The organism is Pseudomonas izuensis (assembly GCF_009861505.1).
GTDB lineage: Bacteria > Pseudomonadota > Gammaproteobacteria > Pseudomonadales > Pseudomonadaceae > Aquipseudomonas > Aquipseudomonas izuensis.
The window spans coordinates 1-19,514 of sequence record NZ_WTFT01000008.1 but is presented as its reverse complement, the minus strand read 5'-3'; the positions used below and the strand labels follow the sequence as shown (position 1 = coordinate 19,514).

Below are 19,514 nucleotides of genomic sequence, written 5' to 3'. Positions count from 1 at the left end.
AAAGCAGCGAAGTTTCGCGGGTGGCGTTGGCGGCCCGTTTGAGGAGATAGCATGATCGTTCGTCCCGTACGCAGCAGCGATTTACCCGCTCTGATCGACCTGGCCCGCAGCACCGGCACCGGCCTGACCACCTTGCCGGCCAACGAAGAGCGTCTGGCCCATCGGGTTGGCTGGGCCGAGAAGACCTTCCGTGGCGAAGCCGGGCGGGGCGATGCGGACTACCTGTTCGTGCTCGAAGACGACAACGCTCGCGTGGTGGGCATTTCCGCCATCGCAGGCGCTGTCGGCCTGCGGGAGCCCTGGTACAACTTCCGCGTCGGTCTGACCGTCAGCGCGTCCCAGGAACTGAACATCTACCGCGAAATCCCGACGCTGTTCCTGGCCAACGACCTGACCGGCAACTCCGAGCTGTGCTCGCTGTTCCTGCACGCCGATTACCGCAGTGGCCTCAATGGCCGCATGCTGTCCAAGGCGCGGATGCTGTTCATTGCCGAATTCCCGCAACTGTTCGGCAACAAGATCATTGCCGAGATGCGCGGCGTGTCCGATGACGCCGGGCGCTCGCCGTTCTGGGAAAGCCTGGGCCGGCACTTCTTCAAGATGGAATTCAGCCAGGCCGACTACTTGACCGGCGTGGGCAACAAGGCGTTCATCGCCGAACTGATGCCGAAATTCCCGCTGTACACCTGCTTCCTGTCGCCGGATGCACGCAACGTGATCGGTCAGGTGCACCCGGATACCGAGCCGGCGCTGGCCATGCTCAAGAGCGAAGGTTTCAGCTACCAGGGCTACGTCGACATTTTCGACGCCGGCCCGGCCATCGAATGCGAAACCGGCAAGATCCGCGCCGTGCGTGACAGCCAGGCGCTGGTACTGGCCGTTGGCACGCCGGGTGACGATGCCACGCCATTCATCATTCACAACCGCAAGCGCGAAGACTGCCGCATCACTGCCGCTCCGGCACGTCTGGCCGCCGGTACTCTGGTGGTCGACCCGCTGACCGCCAAACGTCTTCAACTCAACGCTGGCGATCAAGTGCGCGCCGTGGCGTTGTCCGCAGCTCGGGAGTCGAAATAATGAAGTCGCTATACATTGCAGGTGAATGGCTGGCCGGTCAGGGCGAAACGTTCCAGTCGCTGAACCCGGTGACCCAGCAAGTGCTGTGGTCCGGTGAAGGCGCCACCGCCGCTCAGGTTGAATCGGCCGTGCAAGCGGCGCGTCAGGCGTTCCCGGGCTGGGCCCGTCGGACCCTGGAGGAGCGCATTTCGGTTCTGGAAGCCTTTGCCGCAGCCTTGAAGAACAACGCTGACGAATTGGCCCGCACCATCGGTGAGGAAACCGGCAAACCCCTGTGGGAAGCGGCGACCGAAGTCACCAGCATGGTCAACAAGATTGCGATCTCGGTGCAGAGCTACCGTGAACGCACCGGCGAGAAGAGCGGCCCGCTGGGCGACGCCACCGCCGTGCTGCGCCACAAACCTCATGGTGTTGTCGCCGTTTTCGGCCCTTACAACTTCCCGGGCCACTTGCCCAACGGTCATATCGTGCCGGCACTGCTGGCCGGTAACAGTGTGCTGTTCAAGCCCAGCGAACTGACACCGAAAGTCGCCGAACTGACGGTCAAGTGCTGGATCGAGGCCGGTCTGCCTGCCGGTGTGCTGAACCTGCTGCAAGGCGCCCGCGAAACCGGTATCGCCCTGGCGGCGAATCCGGGGATCGACGGGCTGTTCTTCACCGGCTCCAGCCGCACCGGCAATCACCTGCACAATCAGTTTGCCGGCCGTCCGGACAAGATCCTCGCGCTGGAAATGGGCGGTAACAACCCGCTGGTGGTCGATCAGGTCGCCGATGTTGAAGCCGCGGTGTACACCATCATTCAGTCGGCGTTCATTTCTGCCGGTCAACGTTGCACCTGTGCACGCCGCCTGCTGGTGCCACAAGGTGCCTGGGGCGATGCATTGCTGGCGCGATTGGTGGCCGTCAGCTCGACGATTGAGGTCGGCGCTTTTGATCAGCAACCGGCGCCATTCATGGGTTCGGTGATTTCCCTCGGTGCGGCCAAGGCACTGATGGAGGCCCAGGAGCATCTGTTGGCCAACGGCGCGGTGGCGCTGCTGGAAATGACTCAACCCCAGGCCCAGGCCGCATTGCTGACCCCGGGCATTCTCGACGTGACCGCCGTGGCCGAGCGCCCGGATGAAGAGCTGTTCGGCCCATTGCTGCAAGTGATCCGCTACGCTGATTTTGAAGCGGCGATCGCTGAAGCCAACGACACGGCCTACGGCCTGGCCGCCGGCCTGCTTTCGGACTCCGAAGCGCGTTATCAGCAATTCTGGCTGGAAAGCCGTGCCGGTATCGTCAACTGGAACAAGCAACTGACCGGTGCCGCGAGCAGCGCGCCATTCGGCGGCGTCGGCGCTTCGGGCAACCATCGCGCCAGCGCTTACTACGCGGCGGATTACTGCGCGTACCCGGTGGCCTCGCTGGAAACGCCGAACCTGGTCCTGCCAGCGGCCCTGACGCCTGGCGTGAAGATGGCGTAGTGCCGAATCGCGAGCAGGCTCACTCCTACAGTGTGAACACCACCGAACCTGTAGGAGTGAGCCTGCTCGCGATGGCCGCGACGCGGTCTCAAAGAACAGTTACTTGATGCCTATAACAAACAGATTCTCGTGGAGCCTCGCTGATGAAATCCTATGAAGTCAATTTTGACGGTCTAGTGGGGCCGACCCATAACTACGGCGGCCTGTCCTACGGCAACGTCGCGTCCCAGAGCAACAGCCAGCAGTCTTCGAACCCGAAGGAAGCGGCCCTGCAAGGCCTGGCGAAGATGAAAGCGCTGATGGACATGGGCTTTCAGCAAGGCGTGCTGGCACCTCAGGAACGCCCGGATGTGGCGGCTCTGCGTCGCCTGGGCTTTGGTGGCACCGACGCTGAAGTGATCCAGCGCGCTGCCAAAGAAGCGATGCCGTTGCTGGTCGCCAGTTGCTCGGCGTCGAGCATGTGGGTCGCCAATGCTGCCACCGTCAGCCCGAGTGCCGACACCGCGGATGGCCGCGTGCATTTCACGGCCGCCAACCTCAATTGCAAATACCACCGCAGCATCGAACACCCGACCACCAGCCGCGTGCTGGGGGCGATGTTCGCCGACCAGAAACATTTCGCTCACCACGCCGCGTTGCCGGCCGTGGCGCAATTCGGTGACGAAGGCGCGGCCAACCACACGCGTTTCTGCCGTGAATACGGCGAAGCCGGCGTCGAGTTCTTCGTCTTCGGCCGCAGCGCGTTCGACACCCGCTACCCGGCTCCGCAGAAGTACCCGGCACGCCAAACCCTTGAAGCGTCCCAGGCCGTCGCTCGCCTGCACGGCTTGAAGGATGCCGGTGTGGTCTACGCCCAGCAGAACCCGTCGGTGATCGATCAGGGCGTGTTCCACAATGATGTGATTGCGGTCGGCAACGGCGAAGTGCTGTTCTATCACGAGGACGCGTTCCTCGAGACCGAACAGATGCTTGCTGAGTTGCAGAGCAAACTCGCCAAAGTCGGTGGGAAATTTCAGTCGATCTGTGTGCCGCGTTCCGCGGTAACTGTCGAAGACGCGGTTCGGTCCTACCTGTTCAACAGCCAATTGCTGTCGCGTGCTGACGGCTCCATGCTGTTGATCGTGCCGGAAGAATGCCGTGGCAATGAGCGTGTCTGGCAATACCTGCAGAGTTTGACCAGCTCCGGCGGCCTGATCCGCGAGGTGAAGGTTTTCGATCTCAAGCAAAGCATGCAGAACGGCGGGGGCCCTGCTTGCCTGAGGTTGCGCGTCGCGCTCAACGAAACCGAACTGGCGGCGGTCAATCCAGGGGTTATCATGACGGCACCGTTGTATGGCACGTTGACCGAATGGGTTAACAAGCACTACCGCGACCGCATGACCGAAAACGATCTCGCGGACCCGCAATTGCTGCTTGAGTGCCGGACGGCACTGGATGAACTGACGCAAATCCTTAAACTGGGCGCGGTTTATCCATTCCAGATCAATTGATCGACGGCGCGCTGTCGGACACGACAGCGCGCCGCTTCATCTCAAACGAGAGCGTAACTACATGAGCGACAAACTGCAGCTGATCCTTGAAGACACCGACGGCACGCAATTGGAAACCTCCTGCACCCGCGTCGCGGTCATGTGGCAAGGCAAAGAGCTGTGGATCCAGCACGATGGCCGCGGCCAGTTGCTGATCGGCGTGGACGTGGAAGAAGGCGACGCCGAATACGCCAACCTGCTGTTGCGCCCATTGGCGACTAATCTGGTAAGTCTGCAACTGGAAATGGAACCGGCTGAAGTCGGCGACGAAGACCACGTTCACGGCCCGGATTGCAATCACGATCACTAAGGAAACCGCTCTATGCTCGCCCTCGGCAAACTGCTTGAACTGACCCTCGCCGGCCGCGAACCGGCGGAGAAGACTCAACTGACTGTCGAAGGCGTGCGCATGCGCTGGTTGAGCGAGGGTGCGCTGGAAGTCCGGCCGCCCGAAGCGCGCGACAATGGCCTGGATCTGCTGCTGTCTGCAGGGATCCATGGCAACGAAACAGCGCCGATCGAATTGCTTGATCGGTTGTTGCATGACATCGCTCGCGGCGATCTGAAGCCGTGCGCCCGTATTCTGTTCCTGTTCGGCAACCCCGAAGCGATTCGCAAGGGCGAGCGTTTCGTCGAGCAGGACGTCAATCGGCTATTCAATGGCCGTCACGAACAAAGCAGCGGCTCCGAAGCCTTGCGCGCTTGTGAACTCGAGCGGCTGGCCGCCAGTTTCTTCAGCCTGCCGGATCGCCAGCGCCTGCACTACGACCTGCACACCGCGATCCGCGGCTCGAAAATCGAGCAGTTCGCGTTGTACCCCTGGAAAGAAGGGCGCCAGCATTCGCGCCAGGAATTGGCCCGCCTGCGCGCCGCCGGCATGGAGGCGGTGCTGCTGCAGAACAAGCCGTCCATCGTTTTCAGTTCCTACACCTACGACAAACTCGGGGCAGAGTCTTTTACCCTCGAACTGGGTAAGGCGCGGCCGTTCGGGCAGAACGACGGCGTTAACGTCTCTCTGCTGGAAAACCGTCTCAAGCAAATCATCGAAGGCAACGAGCCGGAGTCGACCGAGGCGGCGCTGGACGGATTGCAACTGTTCAGCGTGGCACGGGAAATCATCAAGCACAGCGATAGCTTCCGCTTGAACCTGCCAGCGGACATCGAGAACTTTTCCGAATTGGACGTGGGGTATTTGCTGGCGGAAGACATCGCCAATACCCGCTGGATCATCGAGGAGGAGGGTGCCCGGATTATCTTCCCGAACCCCAAGGTGAAGAATGGCTTGCGCGCCGGCATCCTGATCGTGCCGACCAGCGACGATAACCTGGCCTGAGCACAACACTAAACATTGTGGGAGCGAGCCTGCTCGCGAAAGCGGTGTATCAGTCGACATAATTGCTGACTGACAATCCGTCTTCGCGAGCAGGCTCGCTCCCACAGGTTTTACAGTGCTTAAACTGCTACTGCGCGGTGTTCAGTGCGACGCAATGCTCGTATTTTTTTCAATGTATCCGCACAAGTCCTCGCCGCTTCCTGACCCTTATGCACAAAATGCTCGAAGAAGAACTTGTGGTGCTCTTCGCCGGCATGGAAGTGGTGCGGGGTCAGGGACACCGAGAACACCGGCACTTCGGTTTCCAGCTGAACCTGCATCAAGCCGCTGACTACCGACTGGGCGACGAACTCGTGACGGTAGATGCCGCCGTCCACCACCAGGGCTGCCGCGACGATGCCGGCATAACGGCCGGTCTTGGCCAGCAACTTGGCGTGCAAGGGCATTTCAAAGGCGCCGCCGACTTCGAAGAAATCGATGTCGGACTCCTGATAACCCTGGGCAATCATTTCGGCGACGAAGCCTTTACGGCTCTGGTCAACAATATCCTTGTGCCAGCAGGCCTGAATGAACGCAACGCGCTCGCCCTGATGGTGTTTGCTTTTGCTGTCGATTGCGGTGGGTTGCATGTTCTGACTCCTGTTTGTGTGAAAAACAGGGCGTTATGAATCGAAGGGGATTTCAGGGTACGTGCGCTCGCACGAATGCTGCGCAGGGCCCATCGGTAACAATCCCGTTCTCTCTTCATCCGGACTATGACCGTCGGCCCCGGGATCACACCGGGTCTGCTGACCTTGCCGCCAGTCACCGCCGAAGCCGTGCTGTCACCAAGCGCTCGCGGGCTATGCGCATTGCGCGCAATTACCGCCGGTGGGGAGTTGCACCCCGCCCTGAGAACGTTTTGCCGCCAGATTGTTTGGCGGCGCAGCGTTTTTAACACATATTTCTCACCTGTGCATCGCTGCTATCTGATGATTCTTATCGACTTTTTCGTCGGTTCAAGAAGCCTTTTCCTACACAAGGGTTGATTATTCAGCGGTGTGACCGCAGTAATTCCTACCTGAAAGGGATTTTCCCCTGCTAACCGAGGCCAGATTCATGAGCGTTATCGATCTTCGCAGCGATACAGTCACCCAACCCACCGCCGGCATGCTCGACGCGATGACCACCGCGGCCACCGGAGATGATGTTTATGGCGAAGATCCGACGGTCAATCGGCTGGAAGCTGAATTGGCAACGCGCCTGGGGTTTGCCGCGGCGTTGTTTGTCCCGACTGGCACCATGAGCAATCTGCTGGGGTTGATGGCCCATTGCGAGCGCGGTGACGAGTACATCGTCGGCCAGCAAGCACACACCTATAAGTACGAAGGGGGCGGCGCGGCGGTGCTTGGCTCGATTCAGCCGCAGCCACTGGAAGTGCAAGCCGATGGTTCGCTGGATCTGGCGCAAGTCGCCGCCGCGATCAAGCCGGATGACTTCCACTTTGCCCGCACCCGACTGCTGGCGCTGGAAAACACCATGCAGGGCAAGGTTCTGCCCCTGGAATACCTGGCCCGGGCCCGCGGCTTTACTCGCGAGCACGGGCTGCAATTGCATCTGGACGGCGCGCGGTTGTACAACGCGGCGGTCAAGTTGGGGGTCGATGCCCAGGAAATCACTCGGCATTTCGATTCCGTCTCAGTCTGCCTGTCCAAGGGCCTGGGCGCGCCGGTCGGTTCGGTGTTGTGCGGCTCGGCGGAGTTGATCGCTAAGGCGCGGCGCCTGCGCAAGATGGTCGGCGGCGGCATGCGCCAGGCCGGAATCCTGGCAGCGGCAGGTTTGTATGCATTGGACAACAACGTTCAGCGCCTGGCTGACGACCACGCCAACGCCCAATTGCTGGCTGAAGGCCTGCGCGCGGCGGGTTATGAAGTCGAGCCGGTGCAGACCAACATGGTTTACGTGAACATGGGTGACCGGGCCGAGGCGATCAAGGCCTTTGCCGCCGAACGCGGGGTCAGGCTCAGCGCCGCCGCACGTCTGCGGATGGTCACGCACATGGACGTCAGCGCAGTACAAATCGAGCAGGTCGTCGCGACATTCGTCGACTTTTCACGTAAGTGATAGCGTTAGCCGTCCAATTGACCGTTTCTATCGTATAAACACGCTGTACCCCGCGCGCAGGGCCGATATAATGCGGCCCTTTGCCGTCGTTTCGTCTGTTGACGTTTCGAACAGGCCTTTGGCCGCAGCCTCCGTGGAAGAACCTAATGAAAAGCGCAGAAATCCGTGAAGCCTTCCTTCGCTTCTTCGAAGAGCAAGGCCACACCCGTGTAGCCTCCAGCTCTTTGATTCCGGGCAACGACCCAACCCTGCTGTTCACCAACGCGGGGATGAACCAGTTCAAGGACTGCTTCCTGGGCCAGGAAAAACGCGCGTACACCCGCGCCGTCAGCAGCCAGAAATGCGTGCGCGCCGGCGGCAAGCACAACGACCTGGAAAACGTCGGTTATACCGCTCGTCACCACACATTCTTCGAAATGCTGGGCAACTTCAGCTTCGGCGATTACTTCAAGCGTGACGCGATCACCTACGCCTGGAACTTCCTGACCTCCGACAAGTGGCTGAACCTGCCGAAGGAAAAGTTGTGGGTCACTGTCTATGCCAGCGATGACGAGGCGTATGACATCTGGACCAAGGAAATCGGTGTGCCAGCCGAGCGCATGGTTCGCATCGGCGACAACAAGGGTGCGCCGTACGCTTCCGACAACTTCTGGACCATGGGCGATACCGGTCCGTGCGGTCCTTGCACCGAGATTTTCTACGATCACGGCGCTGACATCTGGGGTGGCCCACCGGGCTCGCCGGAAGAAGACGGCGACCGTTACATCGAAATCTGGAACAACGTGTTCATGCAGTTCAACCGCACCGCCGATGGCGTGTTGCACCCGCTGCCAGCACCGTCGGTGGATACCGGCATGGGCCTGGAGCGGATCAGTGCCGTGCTGCAGCACGTTCACTCGAACTATGAAATCGACCTGTTCCAGAGCCTGCTGAGCGCATCGGCCAAGGCCATCGGTTGCACCAACGATGCTCAGGCCTCCCTGAAAGTCGTGGCCGACCACATTCGTTCCTGCGGTTTCCTGATTGCCGACGGCGTGCTGCCGTCCAACGAAGGCCGCGGCTACGTGCTGCGCCGGATCATTCGTCGTGCTTGCCGTCATGGCAACAAGCTGGGCGCCAAGGGCAGCTTCTTCTACCAGATCGTCGCGGCCCTGGTCGCCGAGATGGGCGAAGCCTTCCCGGAGCTGAAATCCCAGCAGGCACACATCGAACGCGTGCTGAAAGCCGAAGAAGAGCAATTCGCCAAGACCCTGGAGCAGGGGCTGAAAATCCTCGAGCAGGATCTGGCCGAGCTCAAGGGCGACGTGGTGCCGGGCGATGTCGTGTTCAAACTCTACGATACCTACGGCTTCCCGATGGACCTGACCGGCGATATCGCCCGTGAGCGCAGCCTGACCATCGACGAAGAAGGCTTCGAGCGCGAAATGGAAGCCCAGCGCGTCCGTGCGCGTTCTGCCAGTTCCTTCGGCATGGATTACAACAGCCTGGTCAAGGTCGATGTGGACACCGAGTTCACCGGTTATACCGCTCACAGCGGTTCGGCAAAGATCGTTGCTCTCTATAAGGACGGGCAATCGGTCGACGTCTTGAATGAAGGCGAAGAAGGCGTGGTGGTTCTGAACCAGACGCCGTTCTATGCGGAATCCGGTGGTCAGATCGGTGATTGTGGCTTCCTCCAGGCTGGCGCTGCGCGTTTCGACGTGCGCGACACCACCAAGACCGGCGGTGCGTTCCTGCACCACGGTGTGCTTGACTCGGGTAGCCTGATTGTAGGTGCGCCGGTCGAGACTCATGTCGATGCCGAAGTGCGTCACGCGACGTCGCTGAACCACTCGGCAACTCACTTGCTGCACGCCGCATTGCGCCAGGTGCTGGGCGATCACGTTCAGCAGAAAGGCTCGCTGGTCGACAGTCAGCGCCTGCGCTTCGACTTCAGCCACTTCGAAGCCATCAAGCCTGAACAACTGAAAGCACTGGAAGAGATCGTCAACGCCGAGATTCGCAAGAACTCCGAAGTTGAAACCGAAGAAACCGATATCGAAACCGCCAAGCAGAAAGGCGCCATGGCGCTGTTCGGCGAGAAGTACGGCGACAGCGTGCGTGTGCTGAGCATGGGCGGCGATTTCTCCGTCGAACTGTGTGGTGGTATCCACGCCAACCGTACCGGCGACATTGGCCTGCTGAAAATCATCAGCGAAGGCGGTGTGGCTTCGGGTGTGCGTCGTATCGAGGCAGTCACCGGTGCTGCGGCACTGGCCTACTTGAATGCGGCGGAAGAACAACTCAAGGAAGCGGCCAATCTGGTCAAGGGCAGCCGCGACAACCTGATCGACAAGCTGTCGGCTGTGCTGGAGCGCAACCGTCTGCTGGAGAAGCAACTCGAGCAGTTGCAAGCCAAGGCAGCCAGCGCGGCCGGCGACGATCTGTCGGCGCAAGCGCTGGACGTCAAAGGTGTGAAAGTGCTGGCCGTACGTCTGGACGGTCAGGACGGCAAGGCATTGCTGGCGCTGGTTGATCAGCTGAAAAACAAACTCGGTCGCGCAGTGATCCTGCTCGGCAGTGTCCATGAGGAAAAGGTCGTTCTGGTTGCAGGCGTAACCAAAGACCTGACTGGCCAACTCAAAGCCGGTGATTTGATGAAGCAAGCCGCTGCGGCAGTGGGCGGGAAGGGCGGTGGTCGTCCAGACATGGCGCAGGGCGGCGGTACTGACGCCGGCGCACTGGATGCGGCACTGGCGCTGACCGTTCCGTTTGTAGAGCAGGGTTTATAAGGCAGTGCTTGCGGCTCGCAGTCTAGTGGCGGGCCGCAACGCTGTTTGAGTGATTATTTGGGCGCCCTTCATGGGCAGAGGCGGCTTTGAAATGGCTTTGATCGTACAGAAATTTGGAGGCACCTCGGTCGGTACTGTCGAGAGAATCGAGCAGGTCGCCGACAAGGTTAAGAAATTCCGCGATGCCGGCGATGACCTGGTGGTTGTGCTGTCTGCAATGAGCGGCGAAACCAACCGTCTGATCGATCTGGCCAAGCAAATCAGTGGCGACGGCCAGCCGGTTCCGCGTGAACTGGACGTGATCGTGTCCACCGGTGAGCAGGTGACGATTGCCCTGTTGGCCATGGCGCTGATCAAGCGCGGCGTGCCTGCGGTGTCCTACACCGGCAACCAGGTACGGATCCTGACGGATAGCGCGCACAATAAAGCGCGTATCTTGCAGATTGATGACCAGAAGATCCGCGGCGACCTGAAGGCCGGTCGCGTGGTGGTTGTCGCCGGTTTCCAGGGCGTTGACGAGCACGGCAACATCACCACCCTCGGTCGTGGCGGCTCCGACACCACCGGCGTGGCCCTGGCGGCAGCCCTGAAGGCTGACGAATGCCAGATTTACACCGACGTCGACGGCGTTTACACCACTGACCCGCGTGTGGTGTCCGTGGCACAGCGCCTGGACAAGATTACCTTCGAAGAGATGCTGGAAATGGCCAGCCTCGGTTCCAAGGTGTTGCAGATCCGTGCGGTGGAATTCGCCGGCAAGTACAACGTTCCGCTGCGCGTATTGCACAGCTTCAAGGAGGGTCCGGGCACCCTCATTACTATTGATGAAGAGGAAACCATGGAACAGCCGATCATTTCCGGCATCGCTTTCAACCGCGATGAAGCCAAGCTGACCATCCGTGGCGTGCCAGACACCCCGGGCGTAGCGTTCAAGATTCTCGGCCCTATCAGCGCCGCGAACATCGAAGTCGACATGATCGTGCAGAACGTTGCGCACGATAACACCACCGACTTCACCTTCACCGTGCACCGTAATGATTACCAGGCTGCGCAAGCCGTTCTGGAAAACACCGCCAGTGAGATCGGTGCCCGTGAAGTCGTTGGCGACACCAAGATCGCCAAGGTTTCGATCGTTGGTGTTGGCATGCGCTCTCACGCAGGCGTAGCCAGCCGCATGTTCGAATCCCTGGCCAAGGAAAGCATCAACATCCAGATGATCTCGACTTCGGAGATCAAAGTCTCTGTAGTGATCGAAGAGAAGTATCTGGAGCTGGCTGTGCGCGCCCTGCACACAGCTTTCGATCTGGACGCACCGGCCCGCCAGGGCGAGTGATGCGTTTGCCAAAGGGCGCGGTCTGACCGCGCCCTTTGTTTTTTTGAATGGCGTGACCCCGAGGCTGTTCTTTTGCTCGCGCTAGTCAATACTCAGGCATGTAGGCCAACGACCGCTTTGGTTGTAGGTCGAGTGCCTTTTTTTTGCAGACTGTTGTCCCTGAAATGTAAGGCGTGAGGAGAAAGGTATGTTGATTCTGACTCGTCGGTGCGCAGAAAGCCTGATTATTGGTGATGGCGAAATCACCGTGACCGTGCTCGGCGTCAAAGGAAATCAAGTGCGCATTGGGGTGAACGCGCCTAAAGAGGTGGCTGTCCACCGTGAGGAAATTTACCTGCGCATCAAGAAAGAGAAGGACGAAGAACCAAGCCATTAATTTTTATCGTTTTTTATGTTTGCAAACGGGGAAGAAGCTGGTTAATATACGCCCCGTGTTGCGGAGAGCTGGCCGAGTGGCCGAAGGCGCTCCCCTGCTAAGGGAGTACACCTCAAAAGGGTGTCGGGGGTTCGAATCCCCCGTTCTCCGCCATTATTTGCGTAGTACGTTGTAATCTGGCTTCTTCGGTAAGTTGTTGAAATTACTAGAAAAAGTGTTTGACATAGAGATTAGACGGCCTATAATGCGCGGCAACAAATGCACTCGTAGCTCAGCTGGATAGAGTACTCGGCTACGAACCGAGCGGTCACAGGTTCGAATCCTGTCGAGTGCACCATTTAAGAGTTGTTTGCAGTGATGTGAGCTACTCTGTTTCAACCAGTTGTGGTCTGGTCTAAAAACACAAAATGCACTCGTAGCTCAGCTGGATAGAGTACTCGGCTACGAACCGAGCGGTCACAGGTTCGAATCCTGTCGAGTGCACCATACAACAGAAAGCCCGCATTTAATGCGGGCTTTTTGCCGTCTGGGATTTGGCTTTTCCCTTCGTGCATCCTCTCTCATCGAATTCTATGTAGGCGCTACGACTTCGCTTGGTTGCGTAACGATAGCTCGTGCTCGAATTCCGAATACTGATCTTGCTCGGCTTGCCGAGAGCACTTTCAACGTCTTGCTGAGTCATGCCTGCAACAATCCGTTGATTGAGAATGGCTTCGCGCCGCTCTCTCGCACTGATCAGGCTTCCACATTTGTCTTCTGTCTTACCGACAACGGTTGGATCTCTGTCTTGAATCTTCACGCCTGAAGTTGCGCGAGATTCGGCTTCGGGCATGAGGGTGGGTGCCACGCTGCCGGCTGTTGGTGTGCGGACTTCATGGGCCGTAACGCTTTCGCCGATCGCACAGCTTAGCGTCGTGTAGGTGATATGCCCGTTGGGTGCCTCGCATCGGTGAATGGTCGTGGCAAGCGCACAGGGCGGGCAGAGCAGGGCAATAAGAAAACAGAACTGCGTGTTCGATGACATCAAGCGTCCTCCGTGACGGTTGGCTTCAAGGGTAGCCGCCACATTTTTCCGCTGTGGTGTGTTTTCTTTTCAGGATGAGTCGTCGCACTTTTAAGGATCAGGACGGCGCTCAAGTTTGTCTTGCAAGCGCTTGTTTCAGCCGCGATTTTTTAACATTTAAAACCGTCAGGCGGTGTATCATTGCGCCCGTCAGCCCCGCCGGGGCTTGTGGAATACCTCCATGGACTTACCCAGTAGTTACTCAGTAAACCGTTTTTCCAATCATGAATTGACTGATTGATCCTTCCGGCGTGCTCCACTGCTGGGAGTGGAGTTCGCCTATGTCTGAAATTGAAGTAAAGAAAACACAGGAAAGCTTGCAGGACCGCCTCGCTCAAGTTGTTGAGCTGTTGCAGCGTCAGCGAGTGGTTGAAGACCTGACTCACCGCCAGGAAGGCCCGCATCATGACCGGGTCGAAAACCTGGTTCACCGGCAGAACCTCGTCGAACTGCAGCGCAAGCTCGATGATCTGCACTCCGCCGACGTTGCCTACATCCTTGAAGCCTTGCCGCTGGACGATCGTCTGACACTCTGGCAATTGGTCAAGGCTGATCGCGACGGCGACATTCTTCTCGAAGTATCCGACTCGGTCCGTGAAACCCTGATCGCCGACATGGACGATCACGAGCTCCTGGCCGCTGCCAAGGACATGGATGCAGACGAACTTGCTGACCTGGCCTCCGAGCTGCCACGAGACGTCGTCCACGAGTTGATGGAAACCCTCGATGCCCAGCAGCGCGAGCGCGTACGGTCTGCTTTGTCCTATGACGAGGAGCAGGTCGGTGCATTGATGGACTTCGAGATGGTGACCATCCGCGAGGATGTCAGTCTCGAAGTGGTTCTGCGTTACTTGCGGCGACTCAAGGAGTTGCCCGGCCATACAGATAAACTGTTCGTGGTCGACTACGACGGTGTCCTCAAGGGTGTGCTTCCGATCAAGCGTTTGCTGGTCAATGATCCGGAGAAGCAGGTTTCTGAAGTCATGGCCAGCGACCCGGTGAGTTTTCATCCGGACGAAGAGGCCTACGATGCCGCCCAGGCGTTTGAGCGTTATGACCTGATTTCCGCACCAGTGGTCGATAAAAACGGCAAACTGATTGGTCGTCTGACCATCGATGAGATGGTCGACCTGATTCGTGAAGAGAGCGAAAACGAAGTTCTCAACATGGCGGGTCTGCGTGAAGAAGAAGATATTTTCGCATCGGTCTGGAAATCGCTGCGCAACCGTTGGGCTTGGCTGGCGATAAACTTGATCACCGCATTCGTTGCATCTCGGGTGATTGGTCTGTTCGAGGGTTCCATCGAGAAGCTTGTGGCGCTTGCGGCGTTGATGCCGATCGTGGCGGGTATCGGTGGCAACTCCGGTAACCAGACCATCACCATGATCGTTCGAGCCATGGCGCTGGATCAGGTGAGCACCGGTAATACTTCGCGACTAATGCGCAAGGAATTGGCGGTTGCACTGATCAATGGTGTGGTCTGGGGTGGGGTGATCGGCGTTGTTGCTTACCTGCTTTACGGCAGCTGGTCTTTGGGAGTGGTGATGACTGCTGCCATGACCCTAAACCTGTTGCTTGCGGCGTTGATGGGGGTTTTGATTCCGATGACGCTCGCGCGGCTTGGGCGCGACCCGGCGATGGGCGCGAGTGTAATGATCACGGCTATGACCGATAGCGGTGGCTTCTTCATTTTCCTCGGGCTGGCCACGATCTTCCTGCTCTGAGTTTCTTGCGAGAAAAAAACCCGCCATCCGCGGGTTTTTTTATGCCCGAATTTCAGGCAAAAAAAAGCCAGCGATCAGGCTGGCTTGAGCTTTCAGTGTTTGAATCAGGAGGCGTCAGCAGCCATCTCGGCATCATGGGCAATGAGTGAGACGAGAGCGTTTTGCTGGCGGTGGGAGAGTTGGCGGAAGCGTTGCAGCAATTCACGTTCGTGTAACGAGAGCTCTGGGCTGTCCAGGCGCATGCTTAATTCTTCGCCCAGTGCGCCTTCCTGAATAAGGCTTTGCTCAAGGCGCGCGATGATTTCGGAGTTCATGCTGCGGTGATGATTGCGAGCCACCTCGGCAATGCGTTCACGCATTCCGTCTGGCAGACGTACGACGAACTTGTCAGCCGTACGGCTGGAATAAATTGCCTGTTTCAATGGGCGCATATATTTAACCGGTTAGTTCAGGGGAGCGGTTCTCGGGATTGGCCGCAGGATGTCTGATACGACAAGCGCAATGGCCAAATGTTCAACCTGAATTGATAGAGGCTGGCATCATGCCTCAAAGTAGCCAGATCATTGGCGTCAATTCTGTGACAAATATTGAACTGGATAAAGGCGTTATGCCAGCACCAATTATCAGAAATGCGGACTGGTTTGGAAAGCTGTCTGGGTCCGTATCGCTGACCGCGTCCTCAGCCCTCCAGCCGAAGTCGAAATATCTGAGGGCATGTCATGCGGCTGTTCCTTACCTTTTACAGGATAGTGGCAAATGGCCGATTTACTAGAGGTGCGTGTGCAGTGAGACCTATTTAGGATGGATGGCAAATAATCTGTTAGAGGGGGAGGGGGGCGGGGTCGACCGCGACGGAACCGTCTGGCTCGCTCGAACAGTAAATACCTGGCGTTTCTGCTTCCGTCATTAAGGGAAGTGAGTCGCTTCTTGGTTTGCCCGGTAAAACTTCGCGGCTCAGTGGAGCATCTGCCTACACTTAAAAAGCCCACGGACGACATGACAAAGGCAGGCTTGCCCGTTAACATGCTCGCCGTCTACCGCTCTGCGTATCCTCGCAGACATTTGTGTCTCAGTAGCTCAATTGGATAGAGCATCCCCCTCCTAAGGGGAAGGTTGGCAGTTCGAACCTGCCCTGGGACACCATATTATTCGCTACCTCCAGCATTCATCATTTATCAGCTATGCGTCCATGGGGCAGGGCGGGTGCAATAGCGGGTGGCTTTTCGCGATTTACCAACGATACGCAACCTCAATCAGTTCTGATTGGGGAGTCTGCTTCCCTGTCGAAAAACCATCTTGCGCCCTTCGCTTCGATAAGAGTCGCTCGCGGATCGGCGTCCACCGCCTTTACTTAATATATGGAAAACCATATATTCGAAAAACCATATACGAGCTGAAGCCTCACAGGGTGTTCTCACATATCGGTATGAGTAGCGAAGGATTACGCAGCAAGTCGATACACGAATTCCGAGGTGAGCGTTTCGATTGCGTCATCACCTTGTGTGATAAGGCCGCAGCCGATTGCCTCTCGTTACCTGAAGCAGTTGAGGCGTTGGCCTGAAGTTTTGAGGAGCCAGTGACCAGCACCAACCCGAGGACTTCCGTCATGCCCTCCACGAAATTCATGAGCGCATCAAGATGTTCGTCTTGGTCAAAAACAAGCGCTGAGAAACGATATGACTGACCATCTGACACCGACCACTGTTTTCAAATGCCTGGCTGACGATACTCGGGTGCGCACGATGCTGCTCATCACCCGTGAAGGTGAGCTGTGTGTTTGCGAGTTGACCTGCGCGTTGAACGAGAGTCAGCCAAAAGTCTCGAGGCACCTCGCGCAACTGCGGACCTGCGGCCTGTTGTCTGACCGTCGGCAAGGCCAATGGGTCTATTACCGGCTGCATCCAAATCTGCCGGACTGGGTTCATCAAGTGCTGACTACGGTGCTCGAAAACAACAAGCATTGGTTAAGCCCTGATGCAAAACGCCTTGATGAGATGGGTGATCGGCCTGAGCGGGCACTTGCCTGCTGTTAAAGGCAGATCGTTTGATTCCTCCTTCCACGCGCCATTCAACACCCTGTCCATATCGAATACATCAGCCAGTTCAACACGCAGTTGAACTCCCTCTGACAACAGATACAGAGCACAACAACATGACTATCAAAGTTGGCATCAATGGTTTCGGTCGGATCGGTCGCCTCGCTCTGCGAGCTGCCTGGGACTGGCCAGAGTTTGAATTTGTGCAGATCAACGATCCGTCCGGTGATGCAGCAACCCATGCACACCTGATCAACTTCGACTCTGTGCACGGTCGTTGGCACAACGAAGCCTGCGCAGAAGGCGATCAGGTGGTGATTGGCCGCAAGCGCATCAAGGTCACTGCGAACAAAGCGATTGCCGACACCGACTGGTCGGGTTGCGATCTGGTGATCGAGGCCAGCGGCAAGATGAAAACCGTGGAGGTGTTGCAGGCTTACCTGGATCAGGGCGTTAAACGTGTGGTGGTCTGCGCTCCAGTGAAGGAAAAAGGTGCGTTGAACATCGTCATGGGCGTCAACCATCAGTTGTTCAAGCCAGATGAACATCGAATCGTCACCGCCGCTTCGTGCACCACTAACTGTCTGGCGCCCGTGGTGAAAGTCATCCACGAGAAGCTGGGCATTCGTCACGGCTCGATCACCACCATCCACGACCTGACCAACACTCAAAGCATCCTCGATCAGCCACACAAGGATCTGCGCCGTGCGCGCGCTTCCGGCATGAGCCTGATTCCAACCAGCACTGGTTCGGCCACCGCCATCGCCGAAATTTTCCCGGAGCTGCGTGGACGCCTCAATGGTCATGCCGTACGTGTGCCGCTGGCCAACGCTTCACTGACTGACTGTGTCTTCGAGGTCGAGCGAGCCACCACTGTGGAGGAGGTGAATCAACTCCTCAAGGACGCTTCCGAGAACGAGCTGAAAGACATCCTCGGTTTCGAGGAGCGTCCACTGGTGTCCATCGACTACCGCACCGACCCGCGTTCATCGATCATCGATGCGCTGTCGACCATGGTTATCAATGGCACCCAGGTCAAACTCTATGCCTGGTACGACAACGAATGGGGCTATGCCAACCGTACCGTCGAACTGGCCAGAATGGTCGGTCTGGCAGTCTGAGGAGTGGTCATGAAAACGTTGTCAGCCCTCGCTCCGGAAGTGCGGCAGTACCTGCTTGTGACCGGTAACTACTGGGCCTTCACCCTCACCGACGGCGCTCTGCGCATGTTGGTGGTGCTGCACTTTCACGCGTTGGGCTACAGCCCGCTTCAAATCGCGGCATTGTTTCTGTTCTACGAACTGTTTGGCGTGATCACCAACCTGGTGGGTGGTTATTTCGGCGCGCGGTTGGGCTTGAACCGGACCATGAACATCGGGCTGGGCATACAAGTCGCGGCGCTGCTTATGTTGACAGTGCCCTCGGCCTTGCTGACCATCCCTTGGATGATGGGCGCTCAGGCGTTGTCAGGAATTGCCAAAGACCTGAACAAGATGAGTGCCAAAAGCTCGATCAAGCTGTTGGTTCCCGATGGTCAGCAGGGCAAGCTCTACCAGTGGGTGGCCATCCTCACCGGCTCGAAGAATGCACTCAAGGGTGTCGGCTTCTTTCTGGGTGGAGCCTTGCTGGCACTGATCGGCTTCAAAGGCGCCTTGCTGGCCATGGCGGGTGTCCTGGCGTTGATCTGGATCTGCAGCCTGATCCTGCTGAAGAAGGATCTGGGTAAAGCGAAAGCCAAGCCAAAGTTTCGTGACATCCTGTCCAAGAGCCGAGCGATAAATATTCTCTCGGCGGCACGGATGTTTCTGTTCGGCGCCCGCGACGTCTGGTTTGTGGTGGCGTTGCCGGTTTACCTGAGCAGTGTCTTCGGCTGGGACTTCTGGGAGGTTGGCGGCTTCCTGGCAGCCTGGGTGATTGGCTACGGCATCGTGCAGTCCTTCGCGCCCAACATCACCGGCAAGAAACGTGGGCATGTACCGGACGGTCGTGCGGCGTTTCTGTGGGCACTGGCTCTGGCAGGCTTGCCTGCGGCCATTGCGCTCGGGTTGAACACTGGTTTGTCGCAGCAGACGGTGCTGCTCGGCGGATTGATGGTCTTTGGTGCGATGTTCGCGGTGAATTCGTCGCTGCACAGCTACCTGATCGTGTCCTATGCCAAGGAAGACGGCGTGTCGCTGGACGTGGGGTTTTATTACATGTCCAACGCCATGGGGCGCCTGATCGGCACGGTGCTCTCCGGCTGGGTTTATCAGGTGTATGGGCTGGGCGCGTGCTTGTGGATATCAAGCGCATTCGTGCTGCTCGCAGCCTTGATTTCTATCGGGCTGCCCAAGCATTCGGTGTAGCGATCGCTGACTCCTTCTATATAGAAGGAAATAGATTGCTTCCGGTTTTCTGCACGTAATTGATAGGTCAGCCAAATTAGAGCTTGACGGCAGATTCTGGAGGCCTATAATTCGCCCCACTTCCGGCGCAGTCGAAACGGAAAACTCCTTGGTAAACAATGAGTTACGCAGTTTTCGACAGTGAGTTGCTTCAGGTCATCGAAGTCGAAAGGAAGTTGAAAAAGAGGTGTTGACAGCAGCGAGTAACGCTGTAGAATTCGCCTCCAGCTGACGAGAGATCGACAGCGCAAGTGGTTGAAGTTGCAGAGGAAACTTTGAAAGCTTCGGAAAATAACCACTTGACAGCAAATGAGGCTGC

At 57.9% G+C, this 19,514-nt stretch carries 16 protein-coding genes, 4 tRNA genes, 1 pseudogene and 1 riboswitch; of the genes and pseudogenes, 18 read left to right on the top strand and 3 right to left on the bottom strand.

The genetic code is table 11. The annotated features are described in order from the left end of the window. The first annotated feature begins 51 nt into the window (after positions 1 to 51). The 5 genes from astA to astE all read left to right on the top strand — a co-directional run bounded on the left by astA (position 52) and on the right by astE (position 5,405). Entirely contained in the window at positions 52 to 1,077 is a 1,026-nt protein-coding gene (gene astA, locus GPL81_RS07035; RefSeq protein ID WP_160106098.1) for an arginine N-succinyltransferase, read from the top strand. Continuing rightward, positions 1,074 to 2,543, top strand: a complete 1,470-nt coding sequence (astD, locus tag GPL81_RS07030) for a succinylglutamate-semialdehyde dehydrogenase (RefSeq protein WP_178122577.1) — start codon at positions 1,074 to 1,076, stop codon at positions 2,541 to 2,543. The genes astA and astD overlap by 4 nt, the downstream gene beginning before the upstream one ends. A 143-nt stretch (positions 2,544 to 2,686) precedes the next feature. Next, positions 2,687 to 4,033: an N-succinylarginine dihydrolase gene (gene astB, locus GPL81_RS07025; RefSeq protein WP_160106094.1), complete on the top strand. Its 1,347-nt coding sequence runs from the start codon at positions 2,687 to 2,689 to the stop codon at positions 4,031 to 4,033. Between the two features lie 61 nt (positions 4,034 to 4,094). After that, complete coding sequence (locus GPL81_RS07020; protein WP_047532370.1) at positions 4,095 to 4,382, top strand: hypothetical protein; 288 nt, start codon at positions 4,095 to 4,097, stop codon at positions 4,380 to 4,382. Between the two features lie 12 nt (positions 4,383 to 4,394). Beyond that, complete coding sequence (astE, locus tag GPL81_RS07015; protein WP_096509445.1) at positions 4,395 to 5,405, top strand: succinylglutamate desuccinylase; 1,011 nt, start codon at positions 4,395 to 4,397, stop codon at positions 5,403 to 5,405. A 119-nt stretch (positions 5,406 to 5,524) separates the two neighbouring features. Here astE and GPL81_RS07010 read toward each other — a convergent pair whose 3' ends face one another. Next, on the bottom strand, positions 5,525 to 6,034 hold the full coding sequence (locus GPL81_RS07010; RefSeq protein ID WP_096509446.1) for a 6,7-dimethyl-8-ribityllumazine synthase: 510 nt from the start codon (positions 6,032 to 6,034) through the stop codon (positions 5,525 to 5,527). A gap of 102 nt (positions 6,035 to 6,136) precedes the next feature. After that, positions 6,137 to 6,307: riboswitch (FMN riboswitch) on the bottom strand. A gap of 196 nt (positions 6,308 to 6,503) precedes the next feature. Here GPL81_RS07010 and ltaE point away from each other — a divergent pair. The 7 genes from ltaE (at position 6,504) to GPL81_RS06975 (ending at position 12,474) form a co-directional block, all read left to right on the top strand. Continuing rightward, positions 6,504 to 7,508 (top strand): low-specificity L-threonine aldolase, encoded by a 1,005-nt coding sequence (gene ltaE / locus GPL81_RS07005; protein WP_160106092.1) that lies wholly within the window; start codon positions 6,504 to 6,506, stop codon positions 7,506 to 7,508. A 146-nt stretch (positions 7,509 to 7,654) separates the two neighbouring features. Beyond that, the gene (gene alaS / locus GPL81_RS07000; RefSeq protein WP_096509448.1) at positions 7,655 to 10,279 is read left to right on the top strand and encodes an alanine--tRNA ligase; all 2,625 of its coding nucleotides are present in this window, start codon (positions 7,655 to 7,657) and stop codon (positions 10,277 to 10,279) included. Positions 10,280 to 10,370: 91 nt separating this feature from the next. Then, positions 10,371 to 11,612 (top strand): aspartate kinase, encoded by a 1,242-nt coding sequence (locus tag GPL81_RS06995; RefSeq protein WP_096509449.1) that lies wholly within the window; start codon positions 10,371 to 10,373, stop codon positions 11,610 to 11,612. 187 nt (positions 11,613 to 11,799) lie between these two features. Beyond that, entirely contained in the window at positions 11,800 to 11,988 is a 189-nt protein-coding gene (gene csrA / locus GPL81_RS06990; protein ID WP_002554426.1) for a carbon storage regulator CsrA, read from the top strand. Between the two features lie 62 nt (positions 11,989 to 12,050). After that, positions 12,051 to 12,141: transfer RNA gene (locus tag GPL81_RS06985), tRNA-Ser, on the top strand. A 107-nt stretch (positions 12,142 to 12,248) separates the two neighbouring features. Then, a tRNA-Arg gene (locus tag GPL81_RS06980) sits at positions 12,249 to 12,325 on the top strand. 72 nt (positions 12,326 to 12,397) lie between these two features. Further along, positions 12,398 to 12,474, top strand: a tRNA-Arg gene (locus GPL81_RS06975). A 19-nt stretch (positions 12,475 to 12,493) separates the two neighbouring features. On the opposite strand, the gene GPL81_RS06970 is transcribed toward GPL81_RS06975, so the two are convergent. Then, positions 12,494 to 13,012 carry a cell envelope protein SmpA gene (locus tag GPL81_RS06970; RefSeq protein ID WP_160106090.1) on the bottom strand — a complete coding sequence of 173 codons (519 nt, stop codon included), beginning with the start codon at positions 13,010 to 13,012 and terminating at the stop codon, positions 12,494 to 12,496. Positions 13,013 to 13,332: 320 nt separating this feature from the next. Here GPL81_RS06970 and mgtE point away from each other — a divergent pair, with 320 nt between their 5' ends. Beyond that, complete coding sequence (gene mgtE / locus GPL81_RS06965; RefSeq protein ID WP_096509451.1) at positions 13,333 to 14,775, top strand: magnesium transporter; 1,443 nt, start codon at positions 13,333 to 13,335, stop codon at positions 14,773 to 14,775. Positions 14,776 to 14,879: 104 nt separating this feature from the next. Here mgtE and GPL81_RS06960 read toward each other — a convergent pair whose 3' ends face one another. Further along, positions 14,880 to 15,206 (bottom strand): Arc family DNA-binding protein, encoded by a 327-nt coding sequence (locus GPL81_RS06960; RefSeq protein WP_003178899.1) that lies wholly within the window; start codon positions 15,204 to 15,206, stop codon positions 14,880 to 14,882. 635 nt (positions 15,207 to 15,841) lie between these two features. Between GPL81_RS06960 and GPL81_RS06950 the strand changes: the two genes are divergently transcribed. The 5 genes and pseudogenes from GPL81_RS06950 (at position 15,842) to arsJ (ending at position 19,156) form a co-directional block, all read left to right on the top strand. Next, a tRNA-Arg gene (locus GPL81_RS06950) sits at positions 15,842 to 15,918 on the top strand. A gap of 292 nt (positions 15,919 to 16,210) precedes the next feature. Next, a pseudogene (locus GPL81_RS31360) lies at positions 16,211 to 16,443 on the top strand (low molecular weight phosphatase family protein); the annotation flags it as partial. 8 nt (positions 16,444 to 16,451) lie between these two features. Next, positions 16,452 to 16,808, top strand: a complete 357-nt coding sequence (locus GPL81_RS06945; protein ID WP_160106086.1) for a metalloregulator ArsR/SmtB family transcription factor — start codon at positions 16,452 to 16,454, stop codon at positions 16,806 to 16,808. A gap of 119 nt (positions 16,809 to 16,927) precedes the next feature. Continuing rightward, complete coding sequence (locus tag GPL81_RS06940; RefSeq protein WP_160106084.1) at positions 16,928 to 17,932, top strand: ArsJ-associated glyceraldehyde-3-phosphate dehydrogenase; 1,005 nt, start codon at positions 16,928 to 16,930, stop codon at positions 17,930 to 17,932. 9 nt (positions 17,933 to 17,941) lie between these two features. Beyond that, positions 17,942 to 19,156 carry an organoarsenical effux MFS transporter ArsJ gene (gene arsJ, locus GPL81_RS06935; RefSeq protein ID WP_160106083.1) on the top strand — a complete coding sequence of 405 codons (1,215 nt, stop codon included), beginning with the start codon at positions 17,942 to 17,944 and terminating at the stop codon, positions 19,154 to 19,156. Positions 19,157 to 19,514: the final 358 nt, after the last annotated feature.

Excerpts from the sequence above, each read along its gene's own strand:
- GPL81_RS07010 (WP_096509446.1), bottom strand. The coding sequence starts at position 6,034 with ATGCAACCCACCGCAATCGACAGCAAAAGCAAACACCATCAGGGCGAG.
- GPL81_RS06945 (WP_160106086.1), top strand. The coding sequence starts at position 16,452 with ATGACTGACCATCTGACACCGACCACTGTTTTCAAATGCCTGGCTGAC.
- alaS (WP_096509448.1), top strand. The coding sequence starts at position 7,655 with ATGAAAAGCGCAGAAATCCGTGAAGCCTTCCTTCGCTTCTTCGAAGAG.
- GPL81_RS07020 (WP_047532370.1), top strand. The coding sequence starts at position 4,095 with ATGAGCGACAAACTGCAGCTGATCCTTGAAGACACCGACGGCACGCAA.
- GPL81_RS06940 (WP_160106084.1), top strand. The coding sequence starts at position 16,928 with ATGACTATCAAAGTTGGCATCAATGGTTTCGGTCGGATCGGTCGCCTC.
- GPL81_RS06995 (WP_096509449.1), top strand. The coding sequence starts at position 10,371 with ATGGCTTTGATCGTACAGAAATTTGGAGGCACCTCGGTCGGTACTGTC.
- arsJ (WP_160106083.1), top strand. The coding sequence starts at position 17,942 with ATGAAAACGTTGTCAGCCCTCGCTCCGGAAGTGCGGCAGTACCTGCTT.
- astA (WP_160106098.1), top strand. The coding sequence starts at position 52 with ATGATCGTTCGTCCCGTACGCAGCAGCGATTTACCCGCTCTGATCGAC.
- mgtE (WP_096509451.1), top strand. The coding sequence starts at position 13,333 with ATGTCTGAAATTGAAGTAAAGAAAACACAGGAAAGCTTGCAGGACCGC.
- astB (WP_160106094.1), top strand. The coding sequence starts at position 2,687 with ATGAAATCCTATGAAGTCAATTTTGACGGTCTAGTGGGGCCGACCCAT.
- csrA (WP_002554426.1), top strand. The coding sequence starts at position 11,800 with ATGTTGATTCTGACTCGTCGGTGCGCAGAAAGCCTGATTATTGGTGAT.
- astE (WP_096509445.1), top strand. The coding sequence starts at position 4,395 with ATGCTCGCCCTCGGCAAACTGCTTGAACTGACCCTCGCCGGCCGCGAA.
- ltaE (WP_160106092.1), top strand. The coding sequence starts at position 6,504 with ATGAGCGTTATCGATCTTCGCAGCGATACAGTCACCCAACCCACCGCC.
- GPL81_RS06960 (WP_003178899.1), bottom strand. The coding sequence starts at position 15,206 with ATGCGCCCATTGAAACAGGCAATTTATTCCAGCCGTACGGCTGACAAG.
- GPL81_RS06970 (WP_160106090.1), bottom strand. The coding sequence starts at position 13,012 with ATGTCATCGAACACGCAGTTCTGTTTTCTTATTGCCCTGCTCTGCCCG.